The 15,720-nt window shown below is 45.4% G+C and carries 8 protein-coding genes; 5 read left to right on the plus strand and 3 right to left on the minus strand.

Annotation, left to right across the window (positions count from 1 at the left end):
- Positions 1 to 16: 16 nt before the first annotated feature.
- Positions 17 to 3,334, minus strand: coding sequence for a TonB-dependent receptor (locus GJS45_RS18775; RefSeq protein WP_162343412.1), 3,318 nt, complete (start codon positions 3,332 to 3,334; stop codon positions 17 to 19).
- Between the two features lie 415 nt (positions 3,335 to 3,749).
- Here GJS45_RS18775 and GJS45_RS18780 point away from each other — a divergent pair, with 415 nt between their 5' ends.
- Positions 3,750 to 4,439, plus strand: a complete 690-nt coding sequence (locus GJS45_RS18780; RefSeq protein ID WP_162343413.1) for a lysoplasmalogenase — start codon at positions 3,750 to 3,752, stop codon at positions 4,437 to 4,439.
- A gap of 30 nt (positions 4,440 to 4,469) precedes the next feature.
- Here GJS45_RS18780 and aspS read toward each other — a convergent pair whose 3' ends face one another.
- On the minus strand, positions 4,470 to 6,227 hold the full coding sequence (gene aspS / locus GJS45_RS18785) for an aspartate--tRNA ligase (RefSeq protein WP_162343414.1): 1,758 nt from the start codon (positions 6,225 to 6,227) through the stop codon (positions 4,470 to 4,472).
- 234 nt (positions 6,228 to 6,461) lie between these two features.
- Between aspS and GJS45_RS18790 the strand changes: the two genes are divergently transcribed.
- The 4 genes from GJS45_RS18790 (at position 6,462) to GJS45_RS18805 (ending at position 13,811) form a co-directional block, all read left to right on the plus strand.
- Complete coding sequence (locus tag GJS45_RS18790) at positions 6,462 to 7,742, plus strand: M23 family metallopeptidase (RefSeq protein ID WP_162343415.1); 1,281 nt, start codon at positions 6,462 to 6,464, stop codon at positions 7,740 to 7,742.
- Between the two features lie 555 nt (positions 7,743 to 8,297).
- Positions 8,298 to 11,582: a SusC/RagA family TonB-linked outer membrane protein gene (locus GJS45_RS18795; RefSeq protein ID WP_162343416.1), complete on the plus strand. Its 3,285-nt coding sequence runs from the start codon at positions 8,298 to 8,300 to the stop codon at positions 11,580 to 11,582.
- Between the two features lie 12 nt (positions 11,583 to 11,594).
- Positions 11,595 to 13,214: a SusD/RagB family nutrient-binding outer membrane lipoprotein gene (locus GJS45_RS18800; protein ID WP_162343417.1), complete on the plus strand. Its 1,620-nt coding sequence runs from the start codon at positions 11,595 to 11,597 to the stop codon at positions 13,212 to 13,214.
- Between the two features lie 27 nt (positions 13,215 to 13,241).
- Positions 13,242 to 13,811, plus strand: coding sequence for a hypothetical protein (locus GJS45_RS18805; RefSeq protein ID WP_162343418.1), 570 nt, complete (start codon positions 13,242 to 13,244; stop codon positions 13,809 to 13,811).
- Between the two features lie 369 nt (positions 13,812 to 14,180).
- Here GJS45_RS18805 and GJS45_RS18810 read toward each other — a convergent pair whose 3' ends face one another.
- On the minus strand, positions 14,181 to 15,713 hold the full coding sequence (locus tag GJS45_RS18810) for an amidase family protein (RefSeq protein WP_235954865.1): 1,533 nt from the start codon (positions 15,711 to 15,713) through the stop codon (positions 14,181 to 14,183).
- Positions 15,714 to 15,720 lie beyond the last annotated feature (7 nt).

Below are 15,720 nucleotides of genomic sequence, written 5' to 3' on the forward strand. Positions count from 1 at the left end.
TTCTTTGGACCACAGATTATTTGAAAATATACCTTAAGCCAACCTGGGCATTCCAGGTCTGGTTGAGGTTAAAGAGGGACTGGGAAATTTGGGTAGGGTAAACACCGGACTGACCTTGAATACTATTTAAGGTAAACTGGGCATTGCCGCTATCATCTACTCCATTAAGATCCAAGAGGTTACTTTGTATCACCTGCCTTCCGACTCCCCATGAATCCTTCAATAGGTTCCCTACATTTAAAATATCCAGGGAAATCTGAAGTTTATGCTGATTGGTATCTTTAGTCAGGTGAAGATCCTGTATCAACCTGAAATCAAATCGGTGCAACCAAGGCAATAGGGCACCATTTCTTTCGGTTACCTGTCCTCTATTTTCTCTTAAATAAGGATCATTCTCTATGTACTGATCCAAAATATCCCATTGCTCTGCCGCCGTCTGGGTGATTACCCCTCCTGAGACACGGTCCACTAACTGGGCATCTTCAAGGCTTTCGGGAACATACATCAAACGGATACCGCCGCCATCTCCAAAATTACCGGAATAGGTGTAGCTGTATCTGCCTTGCTCTCCACCCTCATAAAAAAGTGAAATTTGAGTGTTATTGTATTCATTTAATCCCTTGGTATTGAAGGATATTAAACCCACTACCCTGTTCGGTTGGTCAAAGCGGTTAAAACCTTCCTCCGGATTATTTCGATCTGTCTGTACTCCTGTAGGCCACAGGGACGCTGCCTGTGAACCACCGATCAGGCCAAAATCTCTTTTTTGGCTTCTGGTATAGGCCAGGCTGGTAAAAATCCCTGATCCCCAATCCTTTTGTAAAGACAAGGTCAGCGCGCTGTAAGTACCCACATCGATATTGGTTAGCAAAAACAGTTCATTGATTCCCGTTCCATTGATTCCCTGGCTGTAAGTTGGGTAAGCATTCCCTCCGATATTGACTGATTCGCCGGTTGGGGTACTGGCCAGGTTTGCGGAGAATGGCATGTTGTAATCGCTGGAATGCATGGCTTCCAGGGTAAATATAAACCCGTCTCCAAATTGATAATCTGCGGCCAAATTCGATCTCCAGGTTTGGGGCAGTTTGAAATTTTCATCTGTCACGTTCACGGAGCTGGAGATATCAGGCTCCTGCTCTGCCGGATTTGGTCGGTAGTAGTTAATATCCGATTGGAAGCCCTGCCATTCACCTTCGGCCCATTGGTCTGGGGTTCTCCCTACAAAACCCCTGGTGATACCATTAGCATTGATCTGATTGGAAAGGTGAACGAAAATAGGTCTTGCTGTAAACAATCCCGAACCCCCTCTTACCTGCAGTGAGCCATCACTCATGGCATCCCAATTGAAGCCAAACCTAGGCGAGAAAACCGGGTTTACCGGAGGAAACTGACTCACATCCGGGCTGATCATTTGACCAGGCTCCCTTGGGTTTTCTACTGAAATGTTTAATGCGTCTAACCGAGAATTTCTGGGGGCATCAATGGGATAAAAAGGCATGTCAACCCGTAAACCTCCGGTAATCTTCAAGTCTCTGGTGGCCTGATATTCATCCTGAATGTACAGACCTACTTGTCCAAAGCTCACCTGATCGGTAGGCAACGTAAATGGATTATCAGCATCATAAGTAAAACCGATGGCAAATCCATCAGGAATGACATCCGGATTCTGATTAATCACACTCTCTACAAAACTATCATAGGAATTGTACCTGTACCAGGAATCCCATGTGGGGTTAAAGGCATTATCAAAGGTCATGTATTCGAAATTAACCCCCGCTGTAAACGTATGGTTACCCAAAAAGTAATTGAAATTATTGGTCAGGTTGAACGTCTTGTTGTCCAGGAGATTTCCCCTTGTAAACAATTCAGTACCCATAGAAAGGTAGTAAAGGGGGGTATTCCCGTCAAATTCCAACACTTCGATCATCGGAAATTGCTGACCTCCCGGCACCCCTCTCTGAGTAACGGCACTGGTATAACCAATATTCAGTGAATTAGCCATGTTGTCTCCCAGGGTTGAATTCAATTCAGCCACTATGGATGACACGTTGTCCTCAGATGTATAATGTGTATTTCTAAACGTCAATGCCTCAATTCCGCCTCTATTGGTATTTCTATAGCGTAAATTTCCGGGAAGGCCCCTGATACTGTTTCCGTTTACGGTCACATCCCTTAATTGCTGAAAACGGTTATACCTTACGGTCAATTTATTTCTGTCATTGATATTGTAATCCAGGCGAAGGTTTAACCTGGTCGCATCATCAGCGAAAGGTATGTTTTCGTAAGCACCTGTCTGGTACCCATACAACTGGTCTAGTTGCTGGCTGACAAATTCTGCTCTTTCAGCAGGAACTCTCGATACAATCTGATTGTCAGGAAGCAGCCCTTGTTCCGGTCGGGCGGCCAATCTGTTGTCGCCAGGAAGATCATTGATTTCCGTTTCTGCACTTACGAAGAAAAATAATTTATCCTTGATAATGGGACCACCAAAAGCAATTCCATGAATATTGGTTTGTGACTCGGAAAAAGGAACTTCACGACCGCCATTTACGGTGATTCCCTGCAACCGGTCATTTCTAAAAAGGGTGTAGGCGGTGCCCCTCCATTCATTAGAGCCCGCTTTGGTAATCGCATTCACATTTGCTCCTGTGAACCCGCTTTGGGTGACATCATAAGGAGCAATGTTTACCTGAACCTCTTCAATCGCATCCAGAGAGATGGGATTACCACCAGCAAACTGGCTGGAACCCAAGCCAAAGTTGTTGTTGTATAAATTCCCATCAATGGTGTAGTTGTTATACCTTTGATCTGCTCCTCCGAAACTGGTACCGTTACTTTGAGGCGTGAGCCGGGTGAAATCATTAATACCCCTGCTGATCGTGGGCATGGAATTGATTCGTTCATTGTTTAGGGAGGTTGATGCACCTGTTCTGTCAGAGTTCATGATCCCGTCTCTTCTTCCGATTATCTCTACAGCTTCGAGCTCCACACCATCCGTAAAGGTAACATCGATGGTGTATTTCTGGCCCAAAGAAAGGATAATGCCATCAAACACCTTTTCATCGAAACCTACGAATGAAAAGGTAACCGTATACGGACCTCCTACTCTCATGTTGGGAAGGTTAAATCGGCCATCAATATTGGTGACGGCACCATATCGCGTTCCGGAAGGTTCGTGGATCGCGACCACATTTGCTCCGGGCAGCGTTTCCCCGGTGTCATCAGTTACAGTTCCCTGCATACTGGCGGTGGTGACTCCCTGCGCATAGGCTAAACCCGAGGTCAATACAAGGGTAAGTAACGCAAAAAGACTTTTTTGTAGTAGTTGCCTCATTTTTGATAGTAATTAGGTGGAATTAGAAAACTTTCGTTAAGAAATCTGGTTATTTGGGCAGGTACAAAGGTAACCTTATATTAAGACTATCTTTTTTGCGAATTGTTATGTTTTCAATTTATACCGTAAAAGTAGTTAACAATTCCCTAACTTTAGAAATAAGAAGTAAATTTTTTGAAGGCCTACAATTCTACTTCCAAAAAGTGTTTTTATGCTGAAATTTTCTAAAACGCGCTATAAACGTTTAAATCCACTTTTTATATTACCCGGTGATTTACCTAAACTTTCCATCTTGCGAATCATTCCAAAACCATCCGAGCAAAATTAACTGCTCGCGACCCCTGGTTTGAATTTTTACCTATAAAGTCTTTATCTTTTGGATCGAAATAAAAATCTCCCACCGAAAACCAATAAAATGTATAAAAAAGGAATTGTCTGGCTCTATCTTTTTTTAGTTGCAGCTCTGGCAGACATGGCATTGATTGTCCACTCCGAAAGCCAATACCGCATTTATAGCAAACCACTCCTTATGGCTTTCCTGCTGGGTTATTTTCTTCAATCCACCTCCCTTATCCGGGGAAGCTTGCTAAGAAAAAGTGTTTCTGCTGCATTATTTTTTTCGCTGGCAGGCGATGTCCTACTCCTCTTCCCCAATTTGTTTCTCTATGGTCTTGGTGCATTTTTTATGACCCATATTTGCTATATCATCGCTTTCAAGCTTACGCAAAATCATCTCTTTAATCCCTTAAAGGTAAACTTCATCAAGATGTTTCTATACAATCTACCGGTTTACATTTTAGCAGCCTTCGTTTATTTTTTGATCCATAGGCAGCTAAATGAGCTAAAAATACCTGTAGTGATGTATTTATTAGTCCTGGTCATGATGCTGACGCTGGCCCGGGAACGGTTTGGAAGAACCAATGCTGCCAGCTTTTGGCAATTGTTTCTGGGTGCCTTTCTGTTCTTTATTTCTGATGGCTTGCTGGCGCTGGACAAGTTTTTTCAACCCATTCCAGATGGCGATGTCCTGATCATGGGTACCTATACATTAGCACAGCTTCTAATCATCATGGGTATCCGAAGCCATCTGATTTTTCCGCGTTAGCAAGTGTGCTGGGTAAGATGTCGATTTTGCCTAGTCTTTCTTCCGGTGAATCGCCAGGGACAGTTCTGTTAACTGATCGCTGGAGATGCTGCTGGGAGAATTGATCATGACATCTCTTCCTGCATTGTTTTTTGGAAAGGCGATGTAGTCTCTGATCGAATCGCTCCCCCCAAAAATGGCGCAAAGCCTGTCAAACCCAAAGGCAATTCCGCCATGAGGCGGCGCACCGTATTCAAATGCCTCCATCAGGAACCCAAACTGAGACTGGGCCTCTTCCTCTGTAAAGCCTAAGTGCTTAAACATGAGTTGCTGCCGTTCCCTGTCGTGAATACGAATGGAGCCACCCCCTATTTCTACACCATTGATAACCAAATCATAAGCATTTGCGCGCACTTTCCCCGGATCCGTTTCCAGCAAGGGAATGTCTTCCGTTTTGGGAGAGGTAAACGGGTGATGCATGGCATGGTATCGGGCCGTTTCTTCGTCCCACTCCAATAAAGGAAAGTCCAACACCCAAAGTGCTTTGTAAACCGATCTATCCCTTAATCCCAAATCGTCTCCCATTCTGAGGCGCAATTCAGATAGCTGCTTTCGGGTTGTATGAAGCTCTCCGGACAAAACCAACAATAGATCTCCGGCGGCCGCTCCTGCCTTTTCTGCCCAGCTTTTTAAGTCTTCCTGGCTATAAAATTTATCCACAGAAGATTTAAAGGTTCCGTCTAAATTACACTTGACATAGACCAGGCCTTTGGCTCCAATCTGAGGCCTTTTCACCCAATTAGTAAGTTCGTCCAGTTGCTTTCGGGTGTAGTCGGCGGCTCCTTTGGCACATATCCCTGCTACCAGGTCTGCCGAATCGAAGACATTAAACCCTTTTCCCTGGGCCAATTCATTTAACTCAACGAAAGTCATTCCAAACCTCAGGTCCGGCTTATCATTCCCATACAGCCTCATGGCATCTGAATAGGTCATGCGCTGTACTTCATCCAGCTCCATCCCTTTGACCTCTTGAAAAAGATGCCGCATCAAGCCCTCAAATAGTTCCAGGATATCCTCCTGTTCCACAAAAGACATTTCACAGTCGATCTGCGTAAACTCGGGTTGCCGGTCTGCGCGTAGGTCTTCATCCCTAAAGCACTTTACAATCTGAAAATAACGGTCAAAACCGCTGACCATCAATAGCTGTTTGAACGTTTGCGGCGACTGGGGAAGGGCGTAAAATTCTCCGCCATGAATCCGGCTGGGAACTACAAAATCCCTGGCACCTTCGGGAGTGGATTTGATGAGCACAGGCGTTTCTACTTCCATGAAATTGGCCAGATCCATGTATTTTCGGGTTTCCTGCATCATTCGGTGCCTCAGGTGCAGTTTTTCCCGGATAATATTTCTTCTCAAGTCCAGATAACGGTACTTCATCCTCAGGTCTTCGCCTCCATCCGTATCATCTTCAATGATGAAAGGAGGTACCTTCGCCTTGTTCAGTACCTGCAAGTCACTTACTTTTATCTCGATCTCTCCTGTAGGGATTTTATTATTTTTTGCCGTACGCTCAATGACTTTCCCATGGGCCTGTACGACAAACTCCCTTCCCAGAGACCCGGCGCTTTTCAGCAGAGCAACTTCCGCTTCTCCTTCTTCAAATATCAACTGGGTTATTCCATACCTGTCCCTCAAGTCCACCCAAATAAGACCCCCTTTGTTTCTCACCCGTTGCACCCAGCCGGCAAGGGTTACTTTTTTATTCAAATCCTCCAACCGCAATTCCCCACAAGTATGTGTTCTAAGCATAAATAATTCTGTTTGTTTGCAATTAATCGCCAAAGATAAACATTCGATGGAGAGATTGCTATTTTAGGTGAAAGATAAAGCAATAGAAGGGCTATTTTACCCGTTTGATGTAGCAATCGGCAGCTTGGAAATAAGTGAAAAAACGTATATTTAAAAAGAAAAAGGCGGTTGGATTGAAATTTATCAAGATAATTGACTTATTTTGTGTAACATTTATTATTTAATCTTGATTTTATGAAAAAATTTTGGACATACGGTGGAATCCTATTGATTATTGGGATGGGCTATTGGGTAAGTCAGAAACAGGAAATTCCTGCTTCGGAAGTAGAAACTGAAGAAAAAGTGCTGGTCGAAGAAATAGTGCCAATAGAAGAAAACCTCCTATATGGCATTAATGTGGATGAGTTGGATATTATCGAAGGGATTGTTAAACGAAACCAAACACTCTCTACCATTTTAGCTCCTTTTAATGTTCCCTATCAGATAATAGACGAAATAGCCAAGAAATCTGCGGAAATTTTTGACGTTAAAAAAATTGCTTTTAATAAAAAATACACCGTCCTGACTCCAAAGGATTCGCTACAGGCACAATTTTTCATCTACGAACCCAATCCCACCGAGTTTGTGGTATTCAAGCTTGACCGGCCTGAAATTTACCTGGAAAGTAAGCCAATGGAAATTGTTAACAGGGAGATTGGCGGAACGATCAATTCCTCCCTCTACGTAAACATGACCCAATTAGGGCTGACTCCTGACCTCATTGACCAATTTGCGGATCTGTATGGCTGGGTAGTGGATTTTCAACGCCTGCAAAAAGGCGATAAATTTAAAGTAGTATTCAAAGAGCAACTAGTTGAAAACCGGACAGTAGGCATAGAAGACATAGAGGCAGCCTATTTTGAGCACATGGGGCAGGGATACCATGCCATTCCCTTTGAGCAAAACGGGATCGTTTCCTATTTTGATCAGGAAGGAAATAGCCTCAAAAAGGCATTTCTCCGGGATCCCCTGCGATTCACGCGGATTAGCTCCCGGTACAGTCTAAGCCGTTTCCATCCCGTTCAAAAACGCTACAAAGCCCACCTGGGCACCGATTATGCCGCACCCAGAGGTACTGAAATCCGTACCGTGGGCGATGGCACTGTCCTGGAGGCCGGATACAGCCGTGGCAATGGAAATTATGTCAAAATAAAACACAATGGCACCTATTCTACCCAGTACCTGCACATGTCTAAAATTGGTAAGGGGATCCGAAAAGGTACTCGTGTAAAGCAAGGTCAGGTCATCGGATACGTGGGCAGCACGGGACTTGCCACCGGCCCGCATCTTTGCTTTCGGTTTTGGAAACATGGCAAACAGGTGGATTGGCTTCGTGAAGACATCCCACCTGCAGAACCTATTGCGCCAGAGAACCTACAGGCTTTTGAACAAGTGAAAGGAGAAAAAATAACAAAACTATCTGCTATCCCTTATACCGAAAAAACAGAATTACTTACAAGCAGCTACTCGAAGTAGCCCAGTTTAAAAAACACCCATTGGGATAAAAAATATCATCCCAATGGGTATTTTCAGTTTGTTTTTAAACACAGCTGCAAATTCATTTTTTATTTATAAACAGCCATTCTGATTAGTAAAATGCTAATAATTTGATAAATCTTTCATTGAAATCAAACAATTAGCCCATTTAATCATTATTCTGATTATTTTCTATCTCCTTCTATTTTATTCTTTCTACCCTCCTAACCTTAACCCGGATGGGTTTATTTTAAACCATTGGTCTATTTACATTATATTATTTTATTATTATTATAATTTAATACTATTTATTTCTTAAAACCTATTTTTAAAAATTTTTATTTTATATTTTCTATTTGTACCCAAGGCATTCACACGCTATTTTCAAGTTTATCATTTTTTTTAAGGAGCCCGGATCGTTTCTCTTTTTGAATACAATATCCTCTTTTTTTGCTTTTAAAAGCAATTTTTTTGTCAAAAGACCAAGTTTTGATCTCAAAATAGTTGATAATTTCAGGCATTGATTAAATTCAATCTTCCACTAACAACTATAACATGAGAAAGAAATTACCAATAATTTTATTATTATGGTCTTTCGTGCAATTTTCTTTTGCACAGACCCAACGAATCAGCGGGACTATCCTATCCGCTGAAGACAATTCCCCCATACCAGGGGTAAGTATACTGGTCAAGGGATCCACCACCGGAACCGTTTCCGATTTGGATGGCAACTACTCCCTTGACGTATCCTCGCAGGCCACAACGCTGGTCTATTCCTTTATTGGCATGGAGACTCAGGAAGAGCCTATTGGCGACCGATCTGTCATTGATGTAGTCATGGCTTCCAGTACGAGTGCCCTGAATGAGGTTGTCGTTACGGCAATAGGCATAGAGCGGGAAAAGAAAGCCTTGGGCTACGCCGTTTCGGAAGTGGATTCCGATGACATCACTCAGCGATCTGAACCGGATGTGGTCCGGGCCTTGAACGGAAAAGTCGCCGGCGTACTTATTCAGGGATCAGGTGGTGTCACCGGCGGAAATACCAACATTACCATCCGAGGAAGTTCATCCCTCACTGGAAATAACCAACCCCTGTTTGTCGTAGATGGTATCCCCTTCGATAACTCCACCCAGGGTTTTTCAAACTCGGAAGGAAATAGCGTAACCAACCGATCTTTCGACATTGATCCAAATATTGTAGCTTCGGTCACCGTCCTGAAAGGAGCGGCTGCGGCTGCCCTGTATGGCTCAAGAGCGCAAAACGGTGTGGTAATCATTACCACCAAAAGTGGGAGCGGTGTCTCCCGCAAAGGAATGGAGGTAAGCTACAGCACCTCGTTTGGAGTAGAAGAAGTCGCCAAACTTCCTGATTATCAGAATCAATACGGACAAGGTGGTAATGGAAACGTGTATATTGAGAATTATTTCGGATCCTTCGGTGCTCCCTACAGTGCCTACGATTCAGTTCCCCACCCTTATACCAATCCCGCGCTTGGCCCTTACCTCAACTCCCCTTCTTATCAAAACGTAGCCAGCAGGGGCGACAACGTACGCTACCAACCTTTTACCGACAAATACCGGAATTTTTTCAATTCCGGTAAGCTTCAGGAACATGCGGTATCCATCCAGTCAGGCGGCGAAAAAACATCTCTTTCTGCTGGTCTTTCCTGGATGGACAATTCGGGTATCATTCCCAATTCATCCATCAACCGGATTTCAGCGAACGTGGGTGGTAATGCTGAATTGGATAATGGATTGAAATTAAATGCCTCACTGAATTATGTCAGCACGGTTCAGAGCAATCCGGCCCTAGGGAGCGGAAATTTTGGAGGCTTCAATCAATCGGCTGCCCAACTGGTGCTATGGATGCCTACCAGCTTTAATCTGGACGGCTATCCCTACCAACGGGAAGAAGATGGGGGTGCCATGTACTACCGAACGGCAAACAACCCCTATTGGGTGGCGGATAATTCACTGAATGAAAGTAATGTGGATCGGTATTTTGGGAATATCAAGGCCAGTTACAATATCACTGACTGGCTATCCGTTGCGTACCAGCTCGGCTACAATGCCTACACTGACCGTCGGTTTTTCATGATGGAGCCGGGAGGATTTGGCTCTGCCATTCAGCAATCCGGCTTCATGCGCCGGTCTACCTTTTCCAATGCGGAATTGGATGGAAACCTGTTGATCAATATCAATAAGGCCCTATCAGATGATTTTTACCTCCGCACCATTACCGGATGGAATATCAACCAGCGAACTAACTCCACCAGTCGTTTTGGTGGCAATGGCATTATTGAAAGAGGCATTCGGTCCTTTTCTAATACATCGGCTCAATTTATCATCGAAGATCGTTTTGTTCAAAGGAGATTTGCCGGCCTGTTTACCGATATTTCCCTGGCCTATCAGGAATGGGCCTTCGTAAACCTGACCGCCAGAAACGACTGGTCCTCCACCTTGCCGGAAGACAATAGAAGTTACTTTTACCCTGGACTCAGTACCTCCATTATTCTGAGTGATGCGCTGGAATGGAACAATTCTTATCTGGATTATGCTAAAATCAGGGCCGGAGTGGGTCAGGTAGGAAACGATGCCGATCCCTACCTAACCACAAATAACTTTTTGCTAAATCAACCGGTAAACAGCTCCGGAGGCAGCACTCAGTTTCCCTTTGTGAATGGTTACGGTACCACCAATGGCTCTGCAATCAATAGTAACCGGGGAAATCCACTCCTGAAACCAGAATTAACGACCGAAACCGAACTGGGCACTGAACTGCTCTTCTTCAATCAACGCATCGGTCTGGATGTCACTTATTACAACCGAACCACTGAAAACGGAATCACGGCAATCAATGTTCCTCCATCCAGCGGATCGGCTACTCAGGTAGTAAACATAGGAAAGGTGCGGAACAGAGGTGTGGAAGTGGGGCTCAATTTAAAAGTCCTACAACGGGACAATGGCCTTAACTGGGACATTTTCACTGCCTTCACGCGGAATAGAAACGAGGTATTGGAGCTCCAGGAGGGGGTTGACCAGATTGTCCTGACGAGTAGTGCCGGTAGCAGTGAAATTGTTCAGATAGCGCACCGTACCGGGCAACCCTTTGGGATCCTGATAGGTCGAAAAGCCATCCGGGATGCCGAAGGAAATTTGCTTATTGACGGACTACCGGGAACTACCTACGGAAAATACATCGACAACCCGGAACCACAGGTAATCGGTGATCCCAACCCGGATTTTGTGGTAGGCATTACCAATGATTTTTCCTACAAAGGCCTGCAACTTTCAGTTGTGCTGGACTGGGTTCAGGGAGGAGACCTCTACTCTAAATCCAACCGTGAAATTGTCGGTAGGGGTTTGACAAACGATGCTGGTGACCGGATGGTTTCCCGGATTATGCCCGGGTATATCGCCGCCAGAAATGGAGACGGAAGCCTGGTCAGGGATGAAAACGGAAATTACCTGGCTGCAGTGGATGCCGATGGAAATCGTATCCGGAATACGATCAATCTTACGAATTTCAACTGGTGGTATGACCGGGGAGGCTTCGGGTGGAACGCAGCAGAGGAGTTTCACACCTTTGATGCCACCGTCTTCCGGTTACGAGAGGTAGCCTTGAGCTATACCTTCCCATCACAATGGCTAGACAAAACTCCCTTTGGTACGGCCAGCCTGGGCATGTCCGGAAGAAACCTGTGGTTTGTTACACCCAATTTTCACGATGGCTTAAATCTCGATCCGGAAACCAGTTCGTTTCCCGGACTTAGAGGGATTGACTTTATCGGCGTTCCTTCTGCCAGAAGATACAGCATGAATTTATCCGTGACCTTTTAAAAAATCGCTAAGATGAACAGATATTTTAATTTTATTATAGTAATTCTTATTGGTAGCTGTCTGGGAGTCTTTTCCTGCAGCGAAGACCTGTTGGACATAAATAATGACCCTAACACCTCAACGCAATTGGCCTTGCCCACTACGCTGGCCTTTGCTCAGGTTTCCCTGGTTTCCAATCTTTTGGAAGAGCCCAACACCAATGCGGGCTCTTTCAGCCGAATGTGGTATACCACGGCTATCCGTAACTATGAACAAAATCAGGGAACGTATAGCGATTCATGGGTAAACATGTACTCACGGCCTTTGGCAAACCTGCAGGCTGTGCTGGATGGCACTTCGGAACAGGAACCGGGTTACCGGGGTATTGCCAGGCTGCTAAAAGCGTACACCTTCAGCATCATGGTGGATCTCTATGGAGATGTCCCTTATTTTGAAGCTTTGAACCCTGAGGTTACCTTTCCTTCCGTGGACAGTGGGGAAGCCATTTATGCCGACCTGTTGCAAGAAATAGATCAGGCGATTCAGGAATTATCAAGTTCCGCAGAAAACATACAGGGAGACATGATTTATGGAGGCGACCTTACTAAATGGGTAAAAATGGGCAATAGCCTGAAATTGAAACTATTTGCCCAAACAAGAAAAGAATCCTCTATTAATTCCGCACAGGGCTTTACCGAGATGCTGAACAGCGATCTGATTTCAACCATTTCGGATGATTTTCAGTTAAAGTACGGCTCTCAGCAGACACCCAACCAAAACCGTCATCCCTTGCACGTTAACCATTACAATCAGGCTACTGCCTATTGGATGGACAATTGGACCATGGCCAATCTACTGAATGATGGCACCATCAGCGGTGTAACCGGTCTTCCCGTATCCTACCGAAACGTGGAAGATCCCCGGCTTAGGTATTACGTCTTCCGTCAGGTACCGGGAGACGGAGACGGTTCGGTAGTGACCTGCGCCGGAGGGGGCTGCCCCATAGGCCTGATCGGCAACGGATATTTGGGAAGGGATGCCGGTGATCCATCGGCTTTTTCTAATGAAGGTGCCCTAATCGCCACTTTTGGGGTGTATCCCGTTGGTGGGCTGGTCGACACAGATGCCCCAAAAACCGTCACCGCTTCCGATGGCACCGGACGTGGGGTTTTCCCCATGTTGACATCCTTCATGATCAAATTTTTGCATGCTGAAATGGCCCTGACCACAGCCGTGGAAGGAGACCCACTGGCCCTCTTAAGCGAAGGCATAGAACTGTCCATGCAGAAAGTGAAAAACTACGGCTCTGAAGAAATGCCTTCCATAGCCGGTAGCTCGTTTGAAATGTCAGACGCAGCGGTTTCTGCTTACATCAATGATGTACAGTCCCAATATTCAGCTGCCGCCAGCGATGAGGAAAAACTCAATATCATCATGACCGAATACCAGCTGGCCTTATGGGGCAATGGAATTGAGGCTTACACCAATTTCAGAAGGACCGGGTATCCTGATTTTGCAGAAACTTCCCCGGTCATGGGAAATCCGCCCTATCCGCAACGATTTATCATCCCCGTTTCAGAATTGGAAACCAATCCTTCGCTGGCAGACTATACTCCGGACCCATTTGAACCGGTATTCTGGGACCAACCTTGATCATCCACTCACTTTAAGCAAAAGAAAATGAAACTATATTCCTATATTATTATTGTTGCCCTGGCCCTGGTATTTAGTAGCTGCCTGGAAGAGGATTCGATCAAAGAGCCTGATTACGAAGTGGGCATCATTGCAAATGCAACCCTGGAACCAGGAAAATACTGGTTTAATATTCAAGCACTCGAAGAATCAGAGGTATCCTTCGATTTGAACTACGAAGGTTTTGGTGTTCACACAGCCTCTTCCATTGAATTGTTTCTGAACAGAGGTTCCAATCAGGTTTCCCTGGGTAGCTTTACTGATTTTCCCTCTTCCATTTCCATGACCGGAGCGGAGGCTTATGCGTATTTTGGAGAGACACCGGCTTCGATAGCGGATGCTAACCTATCCCGGGATGAATTTCGGATTACTTACGAAATTACGACCAGCGAAGGCCTGCAGTTTTCACAGTACGGTCAGTACTTCAATTACAATCCCTCCCTGGATGGCCGCTATACCGGTCGGTATGCACAATTTTATACCAACCTCCCGGGATTCGGTACCTTAGTGCTGGAGGTCAGGGCTCCTAATCCCCAGAATCCAAACGAGCAGGATTAAAATAGATCTGGAACTTTCATTCCAATTGACCGGAAAACAAAAAAAGGAGCTGAATCAGCTCCTTTTTTTGTTAGTCAAAGAATTCGCCAAAACCTTAAAAAATATACTTGTTTTCTCAGGCTGGTAGAAAAAATCGAAAAGTAGCCACAGGTATCCAAACGCGTAATACCCGAGCCGTTTGGTGTCGCCTCATTCCCGATTTACGGTTTGTCGGACTACTCATTCCTGAGTGAAACAGGCTATTCTCCAAGATTTTACCGGACTTCGATCAATCGGGTCTTCAGACCCTGAAACCCAACTACTAAAAATCCAGTCCGGTTAAGTTCACCGGGCTGGATTTCTAGAGAAGAGCCCCCTGTTGGTATGGATTTACCTGTCAAGCTCCTCAAAACCATCGGGAGCTCGTCGATGCTTGGTTTGCTGTTCATACCCGTAAGCTATGGCAAATAGAACCCCTTCACTAAAAGGCCTACCCAAAAGCTGAAAACCTGCCGGATATTTACCGTAGGAATAGCCCATAGGTACGGCTACGGCAGGGAAACCCGTTGGTGGCGAAAGCTTGCCGCTGGTATCGCCCCTGGGTCCATTGAGATCACCAATCAACCGGGGAGGATAGGTGAAAGCAGGGTAAATAAGGGCATCCAGGTTTAAACTATCCATCACCTCAAACACGCGTTCCCGCAGCGTTTGTCTCAATGCCATATTTTTGTCCCAATCGGGATGGTCCTCCGGTATGTCCACATCAGCCTGGGCATCAATTAACCTCTTTTCCAAATAGGGATGATAATCATCGGAATCGATAATATCTTGAAGCGTTTTGTACTTCGAACTATCTCCCAAGCTGGCAAGATAGGCATTGTAGTCCCTTTTGAGTTGACGGATACGAGTACCAGATTCATTCAAGGAATCCAGGTCCCGGATCATCACACTATCGAATAAAACGGCCCCTCCCTTCTTCAGATCTTCCAGCGCGCCGGTCATCAATGAATAAACACTGCTATCGGAATCAGATTTTGGAAAAAGTTGATGGAGAACACCAATTCTCTTTCCCTCAAGGGCATTTGCATCCAAAAAAGGCAAATAGGAATCCTCTTTGGACTCGATACTAGCTTTAGTGACGGTATCTGCCTCATCATATCCGGCAATGACATCAAACACCCTCACTGCATCTTCCACTGTTCTGGCCATTGGGCCACCGATATCATTGGTCAGTGCCAGTGGAACGATGCCATCCCGGCTGGTTAAGCCCATAGTGGACCTGATTCCAACCAAGGCCTGGTGGGCAGAAGGCCCCCTGATAGAGCTTCCGGTATCGGTGCCCAAACCCACGACCGCCAAGCTTGCGGCAATGGATGCACCGGTACCCCCGCTGGAACCAGCAGTTGTTCTGCGGGTATCATAGGGATTACGGGAATAGCCAGGCAGGACAGAGCTCACCGAGAATTCACCGCTGGAGGCAAATTCTGCTAAATTTGCCTTGGCGATAATAATGGCACCCGCTTCACGCAGTTTTTTAACTTGAAAAGCATCATCAGGCGGGTAGGAAGCTTTTAATGCGAGTGTTCCATTGCTGGTGGGCATGCCAAAAAAATCATAGTTATCCTTGACAATAATAGGGATGCCGTGAAGAGGGCCTACCATACCACTCTCGGCATAAATGCTATCCAGGTATTTGGCGGTAGCCATTGCTTCAGGATTGATTGAAATAATGGAATTGATGGAGGGTCCCTGTTTATCGTACGCCTCAATTCGCTCCAGATAGCCTTCGACTAAATACTGAGCAGTGACATCGCCACGTTCCATGGCTGCATGGATATCCGCTATGGTGGCCTCGGCTAGAGGAAAATCGGATGCCCTTTTATCCGGGGAAGTACAACTAACCCAAAACAGAAGTCCAACCAAGTAAAAT

Source organism: Cyclobacterium salsum (assembly GCF_010119245.1).
GTDB classification, from domain to species: domain Bacteria; phylum Bacteroidota; class Bacteroidia; order Cytophagales; family Cyclobacteriaceae; genus Cyclobacterium; species Cyclobacterium salsum.